Below are 15,730 nucleotides of genomic sequence, written 5' to 3' on the forward strand. Positions count from 1 at the left end.
GTGTTGCAATGAAAAAGCCAGACTGACTTAATCATCAGACTGGTTTTTTCGTGTCTCTTGGTGAAAGATATTTTGCCATACTTCGTGGCGGCGCCAGAGGCTGGTATGGATAACACCGTCCATTTCATAGCGGATGAGCTTGGTTTTCTGGCTGACAGAGAGCAGTTCAAAGTTTTTGATAGGTGTTTTTGAGGCTCTTTCTGTCTGAAACTCAGCCTTGTTCAGCTGTCGGCCATCTTGGGAAATATAGAGAAATTCTGCTGACAGAAGTGTATCCAGTTGGCTGCCTTGCTCAACGAGCTGCTCACGCATGAGTAGGTTTGGGTAAAGATTTTCCAATCTCTCATCTTCAGGAATGGGAGCGGGCTCGATATGAATGTCAATGTCAAAGACCCCGAAGCGTTCCATTAACATCTCTTCAACTTGATCAGCAATCTCATGGCTCTCAAAAACAGACAAATCGGGATTCATTTCCAAGATAATATCCAGATAGATATTACTGCCATAGGTCCGGCCCCGCTGGGATTTGACCTGAGTGATTTTAGGAATTTCTAGGATGGCTTGCTTATAGTCTTGGAGTAGGCTTTCATCAAATCCGTCGGACAGGCTGAAAGAAGATTCCATAAAGATATCATAGGCCGTCTTGAGAATGAAGAAGGTAATGATAATAGCTGCTAGCTTATCAACGATTGGGAAATTAAAGGCGCTGGCAATGATCGCAACTGAAGTGCCGATCGAAGTGACAGCGTCTGACAAGTTGTCCTTGGCTGCGGCATCCAGAGCCTTGGAGTGAGCTTTTTTAGCTAGTGTTTTATTGTAAAAATAAACACCCAACATGACAATTGCTGAGATAATTCCGACCACGGCACCAACTGGGTCAAGCTTGGTTTCTTGATTGGAGATGATTTTCTGAATGGTCTCAATCAGGACATCAAATCCAACGAAAAACATGATAAAAGATGTAATGAGACTGGCCAAATCTTCTATCTTCCAATGGCCGAAGCGATGGTCACGGTCGGCTGGTTTTCTGGCCATACGCAGGCCAATTAAAACGGCGATATTAGCCACGATATCAGATACATTGTTGAAGCCATCGGCCGTCAGACTGGAGGACTGGAGGGTCGAGCCTGCGATAATCTTGACCGCTGAGAGAATCAGATAGGTAGCGATGGACAGGATGGCTCCTCTCTCCGCTAGCTTCAGATTGTTACTAGGATTTTTCATGACAGCTTTTCTTTCTAGTGGGGCAGCAGAATGGAAAAGAGACTTGCGAAAAAATGTCATCTCTGGACAGTTACTCTAAGTCTCATATGGGCATATTATAGCAAAAATAGGCCTGATTTTCAATTTGCATTGGGCTTAAGGTGCCTTAAATGACTTTGCCAAAAATCTAATCTAAAATCAGAAATTCCTCTTCTTTCTGGTTTAGCTTCATCAGGATTTTTGTTATAATAGTAGCATTGACTTTGAAAGAGGAAGAAAAATGCATCCTTTATTAAACGGTATGAATGACCGTCAGGCTGAGGCGGTTCAAACAACAGAAGGGCCTTTGCTGATTATGGCGGGAGCTGGTTCGGGTAAGACCCGTGTCCTGACCCACCGTATTGCCTATTTGATTGATGAAAAAATGGTCAATCCTTGGAATATCCTTGCCATTACCTTTACCAATAAGGCGGCGCGGGAGATGAGAGAAAGGGCTGAAAAACTTAAAACGGAAGCTCAAGATTGCTTAATCGCTACCTTCCACTCCATGTGTGTGCGTATTCTGAGACGAGAAGCAGATCATATTGGCTACAACCGCAACTTTACGATCGTTGATCCTGGCGAACAGCGGACTCTGATGAAGCGAATTCTCAAAAATCTCAATCTGGACCCTAAAAAGTGGAATGAGCGTGCCATTCTGGGAACTATTTCCAATGCTAAGAACGACCTGATTGATGAGGTAGCCTATGCAAATCTAGCTGGTGATATGTATACAGAGATTGTAGCTAAGTGCTACACGGCCTATCAAAAGGAATTGCGCCAGTCTGAGGCTATGGACTTTGACGACTTAATCATGCTGACCCTGCGACTCTTTGATCAAAATCCTGACGTTTTGACCTACTACCAGCAACGTTACCAGTATATCCATGTGGACGAGTATCAGGATACTAACCATGCCCAGTACCAGCTGGTCAAGCTCTTGGCTTCCCGCTTTAAGAATATCTGTGTGGTTGGAGATGCCGACCAGTCTATCTATGGCTGGCGGGGAGCCGACATGCAAAATATCTTGGATTTTGAAAAAGATTATCCAGAAGCTAAGGTAGTCCTGCTAGAGGAAAACTATCGTTCCACCAAGACCATTCTTCAGGCGGCTAATGAGGTCATCCGAAACAACCGCAACCGCCGTGCTAAAAATCTCTGGACTCAAAACGAAGACGGTGAAGAGATTGTCTACTATCGGGCTAATGACGAGCAGGACGAGGCTCTCTTTGTCGCCCGAACTATTGATCAGCTGAGCCGAGAAGGCTACAGTCATAAGGATTTTGCAGTCCTTTACCGGACCAATGCCCAGTCACGTACGGTGGAGGAAGCCTTGCTCAAGTCCAATATTCCCTATACCATGGTTGGTGGCACCAAGTTCTACAGCCGTAAGGAAATACGCGATGTCATTTCTTATCTCAATCTCATCGCCAATCCTAGCGATAATATTAGCTATGAGCGCGTGGTCAATGAGCCTAAGCGTGGTGTCGGACCAGGAACGGTGGAGAAAATTCGGGATTTTGCGTCCAGTCAGGAAATGTCTTTACTGGATGCGTCAGCCAATATCCTGCTGTCGCCAGTCAAGGGTAAGGCGGCTCAGGCGGTCTATGATTTTGCCAATATGCTTCTGGATTTGCGGGAGCGCTTGGATGATTATACAGTAACGGATCTGGTAGAGGCTGTATTGGAAAAGACAGGCTATGCTGCATCCTTGGCAGCCCAGGCAACCTTGGAAAGCCAAGCACGGATTGAAAATATCGAAGAATTCCTGTCTGTAACCAAGAATTTTGACGAAAGTCCAGACAATCCAACTGATGAGTCTGGTCTTGATAAGCTCAGCCGTTTTCTTAATGACTTAGCCTTGATTGCAGACACAGATGACGGAGATACAGAGAGTTCCGAAGTGACTCTGATGACCCTTCATGCAGCCAAGGGATTGGAATTTCCAGTCGTCTTTCTGATTGGTATGGAGGAAAATGTCTTTCCTCTGAGCCGGGCATCTGAAGATGAGGAGGAGCTGGAAGAGGAGCGGCGCCTGGCCTACGTCGGCATCACCCGAGCAGAGAAGATTCTCTATCTAACCAATGCCAATTCCCGTATGCTCTATGGTAAAACCAACTATAATCACCCTACTCGCTTCCTGAGAGAAATCAGCTCAGACTTGCTAGACTATCAAGGCCTGGCTCGACCGGCAAACAGCTCCTTTAAGGCCAGCTATACCAAGAGCGATACTAGTAAATTCGGTCGGGGTATGAGTCTGGCTCAAGCCCTGCAGGAGCGGAAGCGTCAGGCGGCACCAAGTTCGATTTCTACAGGCAGTCTGCCTTTTGGAAAGAGCAGTCAGAGCCAGCCATCTAAGCCAGAAGTTGCTTGGGCTATCGGAGATATTGCCCATCATAAGAAATGGGGCGATGGGACAGTTCTGGCAGTCTCTGGCAGTGGAAATAATCAAGAGCTTAAGATTAATTTCCCAGAAGTGGGTCTGAAGAAAGTGCTAGCCAGCATAGCACCGATTGAGAAAAAATCATGATGAGGCAGTCGATTGAAGCCTGGATTTATCATCCAGAGGAGCGAGAAATCCTGCTCTTGAAAGTGGAGGATGAGAAAGTTTCCTTTTGGCAGCCCATTACTGGTGGGATTGAGAGAGGTGAGAGCCCAGAAGAGGCTTGCCTTCGTGAAATAAAAGAGGAGACCGGCTTGGTCTTAGATTGTTCAAATCTGACGGCTCTTGGAGATTTCACAGTAAAGATTGATGAAAATCTGTCCATCCACAAAGATCTCTTTCTAGTTCTGACTGAACAGAAGGACATCCAGATTTCTGATGAGCATGTGGGAGCTCAGTGGGTAGCTTTAGACAAAGTTTCGTCGCAGCTGTACTGGCCCAGCAATCAGGCGACTTTTGAGATTATAACCGAGAAGCTATAAGATATAGCTTCTCTTTATTTCTTTTGATAAGGAAATTCTATTAGTCAAGCGGGGAGTTTAGTGGTAGACTTATCACATAACTATAGTGAGGTGACCTTATGACACGTGAATTTAAATTTGAAACCCTGCAGCTTCATGCCGGACAGACAGTAGACCCGACAACCAAGTCGCGGGCTCTGCCTATTTACCAGACAACTTCCTATGTGTTTGACGATACTCAGGAGGGAGAAGATCTTTTTGCCCTACGCAAGCCGGGCAATATCTACACTCGGATTACCAATCCGACTCTGTCTGCTTTTGAAGAGCGGATTGCGGCTTTGGAGGGTGGAGTTGGAGCTCTAGCGACAGCTTCTGGTATGGCAGCCCTTACCTATACTGTTCTAGCCTTGGCGCATGCTGGCGACCATGTAGTAGCAGCCTCTACCATCTACGGTGGCACCTTTAATCTGCTCAAGGAAACCCTGCCTCGCTATGGCATTAGCACGACTTTTGTGAATATTGAAAATCTGGCTGAAGTAGAAGCGGCTATTCAGGACAATACCAAGCTGGTTCTGATTGAAAGCTTGGGTAATCCACTGATTAATATTCCTGACTTTGATGCTTTGGCAGAGCTGGTTCATGCTCATAAAATTCCGCTGATTTCCGACAATACCTTTGCCACTCCTTATCTGATCAATGTCTTTTCTCATGGAGTGGACATCGCGGTGCATTCTGCGACCAAGTTTATCGGAGGTCACGGAACCAGCATTGGTGGTGTGATTGTGGACAGCGGTCGTTTCGACTGGGAAGCTTCTGGCAAGTTTCCGCAGTTTGTTGACCCGGACCCAAGCTATCATGATATCAGTTATACGCGCGATGTCGGAGCAGCAGCTTTTGTCACCGCCGTCCGGACTCAGCTCTTGCGCGATACGGGCGCAGCCATGTCTCCCTTTAATGCTTTTCTATTCCTGCAGGGGTTGGAAACTCTCTCTTTGCGTGTAGAGCGCCATGTGTCCAATGCTGAGAAGATTGTGGAATTCTTAGCAGTGCATCCTAAGGTCGAGCAGGTCAATTATCCCAAGCTTGCTGAGAGTCCATATCATGCTTTGGCAGAAAAATATTTCCCTAAAGGCGTGGGCTCTATCTTCACATTTAATGTCAAAGGCGGAGAGAAAGAAGCTCGTAAGGTTATTGACAACCTAGAGATTTTCTCTGACTTGGCCAATGTAGCAGATGCTAAGTCGCTGGTCGTCCATCCAGCTACAACAACTCACGGTCAGATGTCGTCAGAGGCTCAGCTGGCAGCAGGCATTACACCAAATCAAATCCGTCTCTCTATTGGTCTGGAAAATGTGGAAGACTTGATAGAGGATTTGAGAATCGCCTTGGAATCTATCTAATTTTCAGGGCCTCTAGACAGAGCAAATAAGATTAAAACTAGGTTTTCGCCTAGTTTTTTGTTATAATAGGATGAAATATATAAAATAGTAGGAGATTAAAATGACAATTTCGGTGATTGTTCCGTGTTTCAATGAAGAAGAGTCTATTCCTCTGTTTCATGAAGCCATGGAAGCGGTCAAATATCAAATCCGTGACCAGTTTGAATATATTTTTGTCAATGACGGATCGACGGATCAGACTTTGCCTGTTTTACGTGAGCTCAGCAGTCGCTGTCCAGATGTACACTATCTGTCCTTTTCTCGCAATTTCGGAAAAGAAGCAGCTCTATATGCTGGTTTGCAAGAGGCGAGTGGGGATTTTGTGACGGTAATGGATGTGGACTTGCAGGATCCGCCCGAGCTCCTGATTGAGATGAAGGCTTTGCTGGACTCGAATCCTGAGTTGGACTGTGTGGGTACCCGTCGCACTACTCGCGAGGGAGAGCCGCCTATCCGAAGCTTTTTTGCCAATTTGTTCTATAAGCTGATTAACAAGATTAGTCAGGTAGAGATGGTAGATGGTGCGCGTGACTTCCGACTGATGCGCCGTCAGATGGTAGAAGCTATTCTGGATGTTTCAGAGTACAATCGCTTCTCCAAGGGAATTTTTGCCTGGGTTGGCTTTAATACCGAGTACTTGGAATACAAAAATGTCGAACGAGTAGCTGGCAAGACCTCTTGGAATTTCTGGTCTCTTTTCAACTATTCTTTGGAAGGCATCGTCAATTTCTCTGATGCGCCGCTCAACATCGCCTTTTTAGGAGGTATCCTGTCTTGGATTTTAGCCTTCATCCTGATGGCAGTGATTATTATTCGCACCTTGGTTTTTGGTGATCCGACATCTGGTTGGCCGTCTCTTATGACTGTCATTCTCCTTATCGGCGGCTTCCAGCTGCTGACCATCGGCATACTGGGTAAATACATTGGCAAAATCTTTATGGAAACCAAGCATCGGCCGATTTATGTGATTAAGGAGAAAAGTAAATGATTTTCCAGAAACGTTTTTCTGATTTTAAAAACTATCTTCTTTTAAATAAATCGTCTGCCCTAGTTATTTTTATTATTTATTCAGTAGTCAATATTAATATCGGTTTAGCTGAGTATCCCTATATTGATGATATTGGAAGACAATTACAAGGCTATTCAAAATTCTCTGAACATTATTCAAGATATTTAAGTGAGTATTCTGCTCGTTTAATACAAGGTGGGGATCATCTGACAGAACTAGGCTTGACTTCAAATATTCTGTCAGCTTGTTTTTTAACTTTAGCGAGCTTAATTTTATTGTTTGTCTTATATCCCAATAAGAAGATTTCTTTTATAACAGCATCTGTTTCAACTATTATAGGGATTAATCCGTGGTTTTTAGAGCCATTAAGTTTTAGATTTGACAATCCTTTTATGACTTTAAGTATATTAGTTTCCATCATTCCATTTATTTTCTGGGATAATAAAAGAATATTTGGAGTTATGTCAGTTGTTGGTATATTCTTAATGTGCAATTCATACCAAGCTTCTTCTGGAGTGTACATTATGATAACCATGACGCTAATATTTTTAGAATTATTGCAAGGAAGTTATTTTAAAGAAAGAATCCCTAAAATTTTCATCTCAATGTTGTCATATGTAATTGGTTTGGTTTTATATCGTATACAAATTTTTATAAAGCCTCCTATTTTTGCTGATCAAGCTGATATTCCAAAGGGATTAGAGATGATTAAAATAATCGGGGTGAATGCTGCAGGATATTTGAACAATATATTTTTTCAAAGTTCAACTATCTGGGTTTTATTAACGATAATTGCTATATTTCTCTTAACTATCAGTGTGATTCGCTTATCCAGTACTAAATTCCTTTTAAACTTTATTTATATGCTGATTTGGCTAAGTTTAGGAAGTGTGTTTAGCTATGGAACCTATTTGATTTTGTCTAATCCTTATTATCTTATGAGACCAAGATATGAATATGGTTTCGGAATTTTTTTAGCGATAATCTTAATTGTTAGCTTAGAGTGCGTTGAAAAGAGTAAAATTCTACGTAGAGGGAAGTCCTTCGTCTCGGGATTATTAGTTTTTTATTTCTTATCTTTCTCTTTTACTTATGTGAGCAGTTTAAAACAACAAAATGAAATGTTCAAAGCACAGAGCATATTGCTAGCTTCCTCTCTAAACAAGTACATTACACCCGAAAAAACAGTTATTAATGTGAATCGCTTTCTTTCTGATTCGCCAGTATTTAGCAATACAGCTTCTGTTTATCCAATGTTAAAAAGTTTGATTATGCCAAATACGAATGTTTCTTGGGATATGACATTGAGATTTAATAGCATAACGAACTTAAACGTCGATTTCAAATTAATCGATATTGCTAATATAGATTTTAGTAGTGAAAACTATACATTACTTGAAGAAACAAAGTTATATAATATTTATCTTGAAAATAATGAATTATTTGTTATCATGAAGTAGAATCTTTCTAAGAGAGAAATAAAGAAAAGATTCATTTTAATGTGATTATGCATTGTTAAAGTTTATACTGTCAATTTGAAATGATGCTAAGTTTTCTGATTATCACTTGCATAATATTGCATCATTTATATATGGAGTGTAAAAAGTATGAGATTTTATTTTCTAAAAATGACTAGAGGTCTGATTCAACCAAGCAGATTTTTTCTGCTTTTTTTGTTATAATAAACTCATTGAATGTTTATGATGTGAAAGGAAAGACAAATGATTTTAATTACAGGTGCGAATGGACAGCTAGGTACAGAGCTTCGCTATCTTTTGGATGAGCGCAATGAGGAGTATGTGGCTGTTGATGTGGCAGAAATGGACATTACCAATGCCCAAATGGTGGACAAGGTCTTTGCGGAAGTCAAGCCAAGCTTGGTCTATCACTGCGCAGCTTATACTGCAGTTGATGCGGCTGAGGACGAAGGAAAAGAGCTGGACTATGCCATCAATGTGACCGGTACCGAAAATGTGGCAAAAGCTGCTGAAGCACACGGAGCGACCTTGGTCTACATCTCAACAGACTATGTCTTTGACGGACAAAAGCCTGTCGGTGAGGAGTGGGAAGTAGATGATCGGCCAGATCCGCAGACTGAGTATGGTCGTACCAAGCGTATGGGTGAGGAGCTAGTTGAGAAATATTCCAGCCGTTTCTATATTATCCGTACTGCCTGGGTCTTTGGTAACTACGGTAAAAACTTTGTCTTTACCATGCAAAATCTTGCTAAGACGCACAAAACTCTGACTGTAGTCAATGACCAGCATGGCCGTCCGACTTGGACTCGCACGCTGGCTGAATTTATGACTCATCTGGCTGAGAATCAAAAGGAATTTGGTTACTACCATCTGTCTAATGATGCGGCTGAGGACACGACATGGTATGACTTTGCAGTGGAAATTCTCAAAGATACGGATGTGGAAGTCCAGCCGGTGGATTCCAGCAAGTTCCCGGCCAAGGCTAAGCGGCCTTTCAACTCAACTATGAGCCTGGCCAAGGCTAAGGCTACAGGCTTTATCATTCCGACTTGGCAGGATGCCTTAAAAGAGTTTTACAAGCAAGAGAAGAAACAGTGATTTTCTTTGAAGTTAATAATAGCGACAGAACTTAGTCTCAAACTAGGTTCTGTTTTTTTCTAGCAGACTAAAGAAACGATTTTCAGGCGCGTGCTCTGCTGGAGAAAGATTTGGCTTGAAGATGCGGGTGGGAAATGATAATGAGAAGAATTTTCCACAGATGTTATCCCCTTAAAATAAAGATGTTTCAATTTGATGAAATTCTGTGGATAACCTTTATTATTTCATTCAACTATGTTACAATGTTACTATAAATAAAATAGAAGAGGTGTGTGAATATGTCACGTAAACCATTTATTGCTGGTAACTGGAAAATGAACAAAAATCCTGAAGAAGCCAAGGTTTTTGTAGAAGCGGTTGCTGCTAAGCTACCTTCTTCAGATTTGGTAGAAGCTGGTATCGCTGTTCCAGCACTTGATTTGACAACTGTTTTGGCAGCAGCTAAAGGAAGTAATCTTAAGGTAGCAGCCCAAAACGCTTACTTTGAAGATGCAGGTGCCTTCACTGGTGAAAACAGCCCTAAAGTTCTTGCAGAAGTTGGAGTTGACTACATCGTTATCGGTCACTCAGAACGCCGCGATTATTTCCATGAAACAGACCAAGACATCAACAAAAAAGCGCATGCTATCTTCCGCAATGGTCTGGTGCCAATCATCTGCTGTGGTGAATCACTGGAAACTTACGAAGCTGGTAAAGCAGTAGATTTCGTTGGTGCTCAAGTATCAGCTGCTTTGAAAGACTTGACTGCTGAGCAAGTTGCATCATTGGTTATCGCTTATGAGCCAATCTGGGCTATCGGTACTGGTAAGTCAGCAACTCAAGACGACGCTCAAAAGATGTGTAAAGCAGTTCGTGACGTTGTAGCAGCTGACTTTGGTCAAGAAGTAGCGGACAAGGTTCGCGTTCAGTACGGCGGTTCTGTAAAACCTGAAAATGTTGCGTCTTACATGGCTTGTCCAGATGTTGACGGTGCTCTTGTTGGTGGTGCATCACTTGAAGCTGAAAGCTTCTTGGCATTGCTTGATTTTGTAAAATAAAAAATGTTGAAAAAAGACTTGTCCTCCCAAAGGTGACAAGTTTTTTAAAAGTTGGAGAGAAAAGTTGAAATCGAAAGAATTAGTTTATTTAGCGAGTACGGCTATTTTGTTGGCAGCGACTGCCAATGTTGCAAAAGCCGAGGAACATACTGTCGCTGAGTCAGGAGTTTTAAAAACAGAAAGGTCTGTTAGTTCCGAGAATCAGACAGTGAATGCGGCCGCATCACAAACGTCTAATCAGCTGACTGTAGCAGTATCATCTGCAGAACAGTCAGTTCAAGCTGTTAAGCAAGAGGAGGAAGCAACGAACGCTACAGGAACAGCTATTGAGTCTGGAGGAGCAGCTCAATCAGTTCCTGTAGAAACTCAGGTAGCTTCTGCTAAGCCAGAAGGGCAAAGTCAGCCAGATGCAAATGCTTCTAATCAGAATGAAACTGCAGCTAATCAGTCAGCAAAAGCAAGTTCTTCTGTTGTAGATTCTGCTATTGCCTCAGAGCCCAAGGCTAGTCCTGCAGTAGCATCAGCACCAAAAGCTAATAATGCTGGAAAAACTGTATTTTATAATGCGGGGTCAAAGGCTCAGGCAGCCCGCGGGAATTCCCAAGCGGAGATTAAAGGCACATCCTTTGTAGATGTCAGCAGCCACAATGGCCATATCAGCGTAGACGACTATCGTAAATTAGCCCAGCAAGGGGTTGGCGGTGTCGTTGTCAAACTGACAGAAGGAACCCATTACACTAATCCATTTGCTGAGTCTCAGGTGAGAAATGCGCAGGGAGCTGGTTTACAAGTATCGACCTATGCCTTCTCGCACTATACCAGTGATGAAGAAGCGAGAGCAGAAGCTCGTTATTACGTTGCCTTTGCTAATAGACTAGGCCTGCCTAAAAACACAGTCATGGTCAATGACATGGAAGATCCTAAAATGCAAAATGGGATTAACCAGCATACCCAGGCTTGGGCGGATGAGATGCGCAGACTGGGTTATTCAAACCTGATGTACTATACCAGTGCCAGCTGGCTGGATCAAAATAATCTTCGCAGCAAGGGACCGGTTAATACGTCGCAATTTGGATATAGCAACTTCTGGGTGGCCCAGTATCCGTCCTCTAATTTAAATCTTGATGGAGCTAAATCTCTCAAATACAATAGTGGCGCTGGAGCATGGCAGTTTACAGCCCAGGCTCAGCTGTTAGCTGGTAAGCATGTATTTGATCATAGCGTTGATTACACTGGGAGATTTACCCAGCAGTCCGCTCTTGCTAAGCAGCCTTTGAAGGGTAACATCAGTATTCAGAATAAGAATAATGTCAACGGCAGCTTTGATGTTGTGATTTCGAACGTTTCTGCTCCTTATGGAGTGTCTGTCGTTAGTGTTCCAGTGTGGTCTGAAGCTAATGGTCAAGACGATATTATCTGGTACACAGCCACTCAGCAGGCCAATGGTACTTATAAAGTTTCTGTTGATTCTAGCAGACATAAGGATTCAGTTGGCAAGTACAATGTCCATCTCTACTATGTCCGCAACGACGGTCAATTAGTCGGTGTTGGTGGTACTACAACCAATGTATCTGTCATCAAGCCACAGGGCAAAATCAGCATTCAGAATCTCAACAGCGAAACTGGAGATTTCGATATTGTAGTTTCAGGTATCTCATCCCCAGGTGGTCTTAAGACTGTCTCTCTGCCAACTTGGTCAGAGGCCAACGGTCAGGATGATATCAAGTGGTACAACGCGGAACGTCAGCCGGACGGCACCTATCGTAAGCGAGTACGTATAAGCGACCACAATAATGTGCAGGGCGAGTACAACGTCCATCTCTACTATGTCCAAAATGACGGCCGCTTGGTTGGTGTAAGCGGAACTAAAACGACCGTTTCTCTTGGCAAGCCTAAGGGCACTATCAGTATTCAAAATCGAAACAAAGAAACCGGCGATTTTGATATTGTGGTTTCAGGTATTTCATCTCCGGGCGGTCTGAAGGAAGTTTCCCTGCCAACTTGGTCTGAGGCTAACGGCCAAGATGATATCAAGTGGTACAACGCTGAGCGTCAAGCTGATGGCACCTATCGTAAGCGTGTCCGTCTGAGCGATCACAAAAATGTTGAGGGTGAGTACAATGTGCATCTCTACTATGTGCAAAATGATGGCAGCTTGGTAGGTGTAAATGGCACTAAAACGACTATTTCTATAGAAAAACCAAAAGTTCAAGGCAAAATCAGTATTCAGAATCGCAACAGCGAAACTGGCGATTTTGATATTGTGGTTTCAGATATCGTATCGCCAGGCGGTCTCAAGACTGTTTCCCTACCAACTTGGTCAGAGGCCAATGGCCAAGATGATATCAAGTGGTACAATGCTGAGCGTCAGGCTGACGGTACTTATCGGAAACGAGTTCGACTGAGCGATCATAACAATGTCCAAGGCGAATATAATGTGCATCTCTACTATGTGCAAAATGATGGCAAGCTAGTAGGAGCAGGTGGCATCAAGACCAACGTTTCTATCAGCAAGCCGCAGGGCAAAATCAGCATCCAGAATCGCAACAGCGAAACCGGCGATTTTGATATTGTAGTTTCAGGTATCGTATCTCCAGGCGGTCTGAAGGAAGTTTCCCTGCCAACCTGGTCAGAGGCCAACGGTCAAGATGATATCAAGTGGTACAACGCAGAACGTCAGCCGGATGGTACCTATCGTAAGCGAGTTCGTGCGAGCGACCATAACAACGTTCAGGGCGAATATAATGTGCATCTCTACTATGTGCAAAATGATGGCAAGCTGGTAGGAGCAGGCGGCATAAAGACTAATGTTTCTCTAGGTAAGCCAAAGGGCAACATCAGTATTCAAAATAAGAATAATGTCAACGGCAGTTTTGATGTTGTGATTTCAAACGTTTCTGCCCCTTATGAAGTGTCTGCTGTCAGTGTTCCGGTTTGGTCTGAAGCTAACGGTCAAGACGATATTATCTGGTATACAGCTACTCAGCAGGCTAATGGTACCTATAAAGTTACTGTTGAATCTAGTAAACATAAAGACTCAGTTGGTAAGTATCATATCCATCTTTACTATGTCCGTAACGACGGGCAGTTAGTCGGTGTTGGTGGTACTACAACCAATGTGTCAGCAGTTAAACCACAGGGCAAAATCAGTATCCAAAATCGTAACAGCGAAAATGGCGATTTTGATATTGTGGTTTCAGATATTGTATCGCCAGGCGGTCTCAAGACTGTTTCCCTACCAACCTGGTCAGAGGCCAACGGTCAGGATGATATCAAGTGGTACAACGCGGAACGTCAGCCGGATGGTACCTATCGTAAGCGAGTTCGTGCGAGCGACCATAACAACGTTCAGGGCGAATATAATGTGCATCTCTACTATGTGCAAAATGATGGCAGGCTAGTAGGAGCAGGTGGCATCAAGACCAACGTTTCCATCAGTAAGCCGCAAGGTAAAATCAGTATTCAAAATAAGAACAACGATACTGGAGAGTTTGACATTGTAGTATCAGGCATTGTGGCACCAGAAGGTCTCAAGACAGTTTACCTGCCGACTTGGTCAGAAGCGAATGGCCAAGATGATGTCCAATGGTACACAGCGGATCGTCAGGCTGACGGTACTTATCGTAAGCATGTATATGCGCGTGACCATAAGAATAATGCAGGCGAGTACAATGTTCACTTGTATTACTTAAATAATCAAAATCAGCTGCAGGGAGCTGGTGGAGAAAAGACCTCTATCTCTGTAAACCGTCCTCAGGCAGCTAGTCAGCGAGATCGTGTTCTTGCGGCGGCAGCTGCTATGGTAGGTGTCAGGGGAGGCAGTGCCGAGCATCAGCGCTTGGTCAACGATTATAACAGTGTCAGACCGCTGCCAGTTGGCTATGCTGTGAAAAACACAGATGACTGGTGCGACATTTTCACGACGGTTATTTTCCAAAGAGAGGGCTTGAGCGATCTTATCGGCCGTGAGTGCGGTGTAGAGCGCCATATTCATATTTTCCAAAGACTAGGTATCTGGAATGAAGATGGTAATTCGACTCCTAGTGCAGGCGATATCATCACCTTTAACTGGGATAAAGATACCCAGCAAAACGATGGCTGGGCTGATCATATCGGTATTGTCGAAAAAGTCGAAAATGGCATCATTCACACGATTGAAGGCAACAGCAATAACGTAGTTAAACGCAATACTTACCGCATTGGTCATGGAAATATCCGTGGTTTTGCGACACCTCGTTATAGATAAACACAAAAAAACCAAGGGAAACCTTGGTTTTTTTAACGTCTTAGAATTTTCTTTATGAGCTGAAGCAGCTTAAACTTGAGAGGGTTAGGATAATAACGGAAAGTCCCCATTTTTCGGACGATGAAGCCGTTGAAGTTTTGTTTGAAGCGCAGAACACCGTCAGAACCGTCGAAAATTCCCATAATACCGAGGAAATTGTAAAATGGAATGCCTCTCTTGATACTTTCGGTCATAACGTATTCCTGCAGCAGGGCTGGAGCGTAGAATTTATTAAACTCAGGATAGGAGCCGCTGAAGAGATAGGTTGCTTCCTGGGGGGTGTAGATAAAGAGGCTGGCAGCCAGAATTTGGTCTTGGTCGCCATACTTGTCAATCAGCTCTTGGGCCTCTGCTTTGCGAGTTTCAAAGCTATCAAACTGGCTGGAAAGCTCTCGCAGCTGATTTTGCTTCTTTTCAGATTGAGGATTGTTTTCCAAGTCAGCTTGTAACTTTTGAATTTTCTGGACCAGTCTCTCTTGATCCTTTTGTAAGTTCTGAAGATAGTCCTTGAAGTTGAGACTGGCTGTCATAAAGTCTGCTTGCTGACCAAAGCTATCATAAAAATCTTGATAGTAGTCTAGTGGCTTGTCATCATATTCCCGCCGGTCAGAAGTGGCAGCTGTGATGTCTTTAAAAACGCTGAGTTGGTCACGTTCTAGCCTTTTTAGCTTGATACCAAAGGTATTCGCCTTTTTGACGGTCGCCTTACCATTTTTACTGAAGGACTTGAGCAAGTCTTTCTCTGTCAGACCAGCTAAGTCTTTGACATAATGCCAATCAGGCTCCCCGCCTGGATAGCCCGTCTGTAAGCCGTCAAAGTCAAAGCCCAAGTCAGTCAGTTGCTGGATAAGCTCGACTTTTTCATCAGATGTGGGCTGGCCATTGCTGTCAAAGGTCTGATAAGTCTCGTAGGGCTTGATGATGAGCTCTAGAGCGCCTTCTTTTTTAGCGTAAGCCTGCAAAGCTTGATAGAAGGGAGTCAAGTATTGAGCATCGGTAGAGACAGGGCCGCAGTTGATTTCCATATGAAGGCCGCCAGTCATAGGCATACTATAGAGGACAGCTGACACCACGACCTGTCCCTGCGGGTCAGTGTAGCCGACATACTGGGTGCTGAAGCCCCGCTTGCTCAGCAGCTCTGCCATTTCCACTGTCTGCATAAAAGAGCGTTGGGAGCTAGCTGAGGTATGCTGGATAAATTCTTCTTGGCTGAGAAGTTTAAAGGTCATAGGCTTCCT

At 43.7% G+C, this 15,730-nt stretch carries 10 protein-coding genes; 8 read left to right on the forward strand and 2 right to left on the reverse strand.

The features are described 5' to 3' along the window. Positions 1 to 27: 27 nt before the first annotated feature. Entirely contained in the window at positions 28 to 1,224 is a 1,197-nt protein-coding gene (locus tag FKX92_RS11315) for a cation diffusion facilitator family transporter (RefSeq protein ID WP_187759437.1), read from the reverse strand. 259 nt (positions 1,225 to 1,483) lie between these two features. On the opposite strand from FKX92_RS11315, the gene pcrA reads away from it, so the two are divergent. The 8 genes from pcrA (at position 1,484) to FKX92_RS11355 (ending at position 14,453) form a co-directional block, all read left to right on the forward strand. After that, positions 1,484 to 3,772, forward strand: a complete 2,289-nt coding sequence (pcrA, locus tag FKX92_RS11320; RefSeq protein WP_149566352.1) for a DNA helicase PcrA — start codon at positions 1,484 to 1,486, stop codon at positions 3,770 to 3,772. Continuing rightward, positions 3,769 to 4,167 (forward strand): NUDIX hydrolase, encoded by a 399-nt coding sequence (locus FKX92_RS11325; RefSeq protein WP_149566353.1) that lies wholly within the window; start codon positions 3,769 to 3,771, stop codon positions 4,165 to 4,167. The genes pcrA and FKX92_RS11325 overlap by 4 nt, the downstream gene beginning before the upstream one ends. Before the next feature lie 98 nt (positions 4,168 to 4,265). After that, a complete protein-coding gene (locus FKX92_RS11330) occupies positions 4,266 to 5,546 on the forward strand; it encodes an O-acetylhomoserine aminocarboxypropyltransferase/cysteine synthase family protein (protein ID WP_149566354.1) in 1,281 nt (426 codons plus the stop codon). 100 nt (positions 5,547 to 5,646) lie between these two features. After that, the gene (locus tag FKX92_RS11335; protein WP_002915506.1) at positions 5,647 to 6,573 is read left to right on the forward strand and encodes a glycosyltransferase family 2 protein; all 927 of its coding nucleotides are present in this window, start codon (positions 5,647 to 5,649) and stop codon (positions 6,571 to 6,573) included. Further along, entirely contained in the window at positions 6,570 to 8,054 is a 1,485-nt protein-coding gene (locus FKX92_RS11340; RefSeq protein ID WP_149566355.1) for a glucosyltransferase domain-containing protein, read from the forward strand. Before FKX92_RS11335 ends, FKX92_RS11340 begins: the two co-directional genes overlap by 4 nt. A 261-nt stretch (positions 8,055 to 8,315) precedes the next feature. Then, positions 8,316 to 9,170, forward strand: coding sequence for a dTDP-4-dehydrorhamnose reductase (rfbD, locus tag FKX92_RS11345; protein WP_002917441.1), 855 nt, complete (start codon positions 8,316 to 8,318; stop codon positions 9,168 to 9,170). 278 nt (positions 9,171 to 9,448) lie between these two features. Then, positions 9,449 to 10,207 carry a triose-phosphate isomerase gene (gene tpiA, locus FKX92_RS11350; protein WP_002917440.1) on the forward strand — a complete coding sequence of 253 codons (759 nt, stop codon included), beginning with the start codon at positions 9,449 to 9,451 and terminating at the stop codon, positions 10,205 to 10,207. A gap of 64 nt (positions 10,208 to 10,271) precedes the next feature. Continuing rightward, positions 10,272 to 14,453, forward strand: coding sequence for a GBS Bsp-like repeat-containing protein (locus FKX92_RS11355; RefSeq protein ID WP_187759438.1), 4,182 nt, complete (start codon positions 10,272 to 10,274; stop codon positions 14,451 to 14,453). 32 nt (positions 14,454 to 14,485) lie between these two features. Here the strand turns inward: FKX92_RS11355 and FKX92_RS11360 are convergent, their stop codons facing one another. After that, positions 14,486 to 15,721: an aminoacyltransferase gene (locus FKX92_RS11360; RefSeq protein ID WP_149566356.1), complete on the reverse strand. Its 1,236-nt coding sequence runs from the start codon at positions 15,719 to 15,721 to the stop codon at positions 14,486 to 14,488. Between the last annotated feature and the right edge of the window lie 9 nt (positions 15,722 to 15,730).

Origin of the sequence: Streptococcus sanguinis (assembly GCF_008329445.1) — a bacterium.
Classification (GTDB): domain Bacteria; phylum Bacillota; class Bacilli; order Lactobacillales; family Streptococcaceae; genus Streptococcus; species Streptococcus sanguinis_O.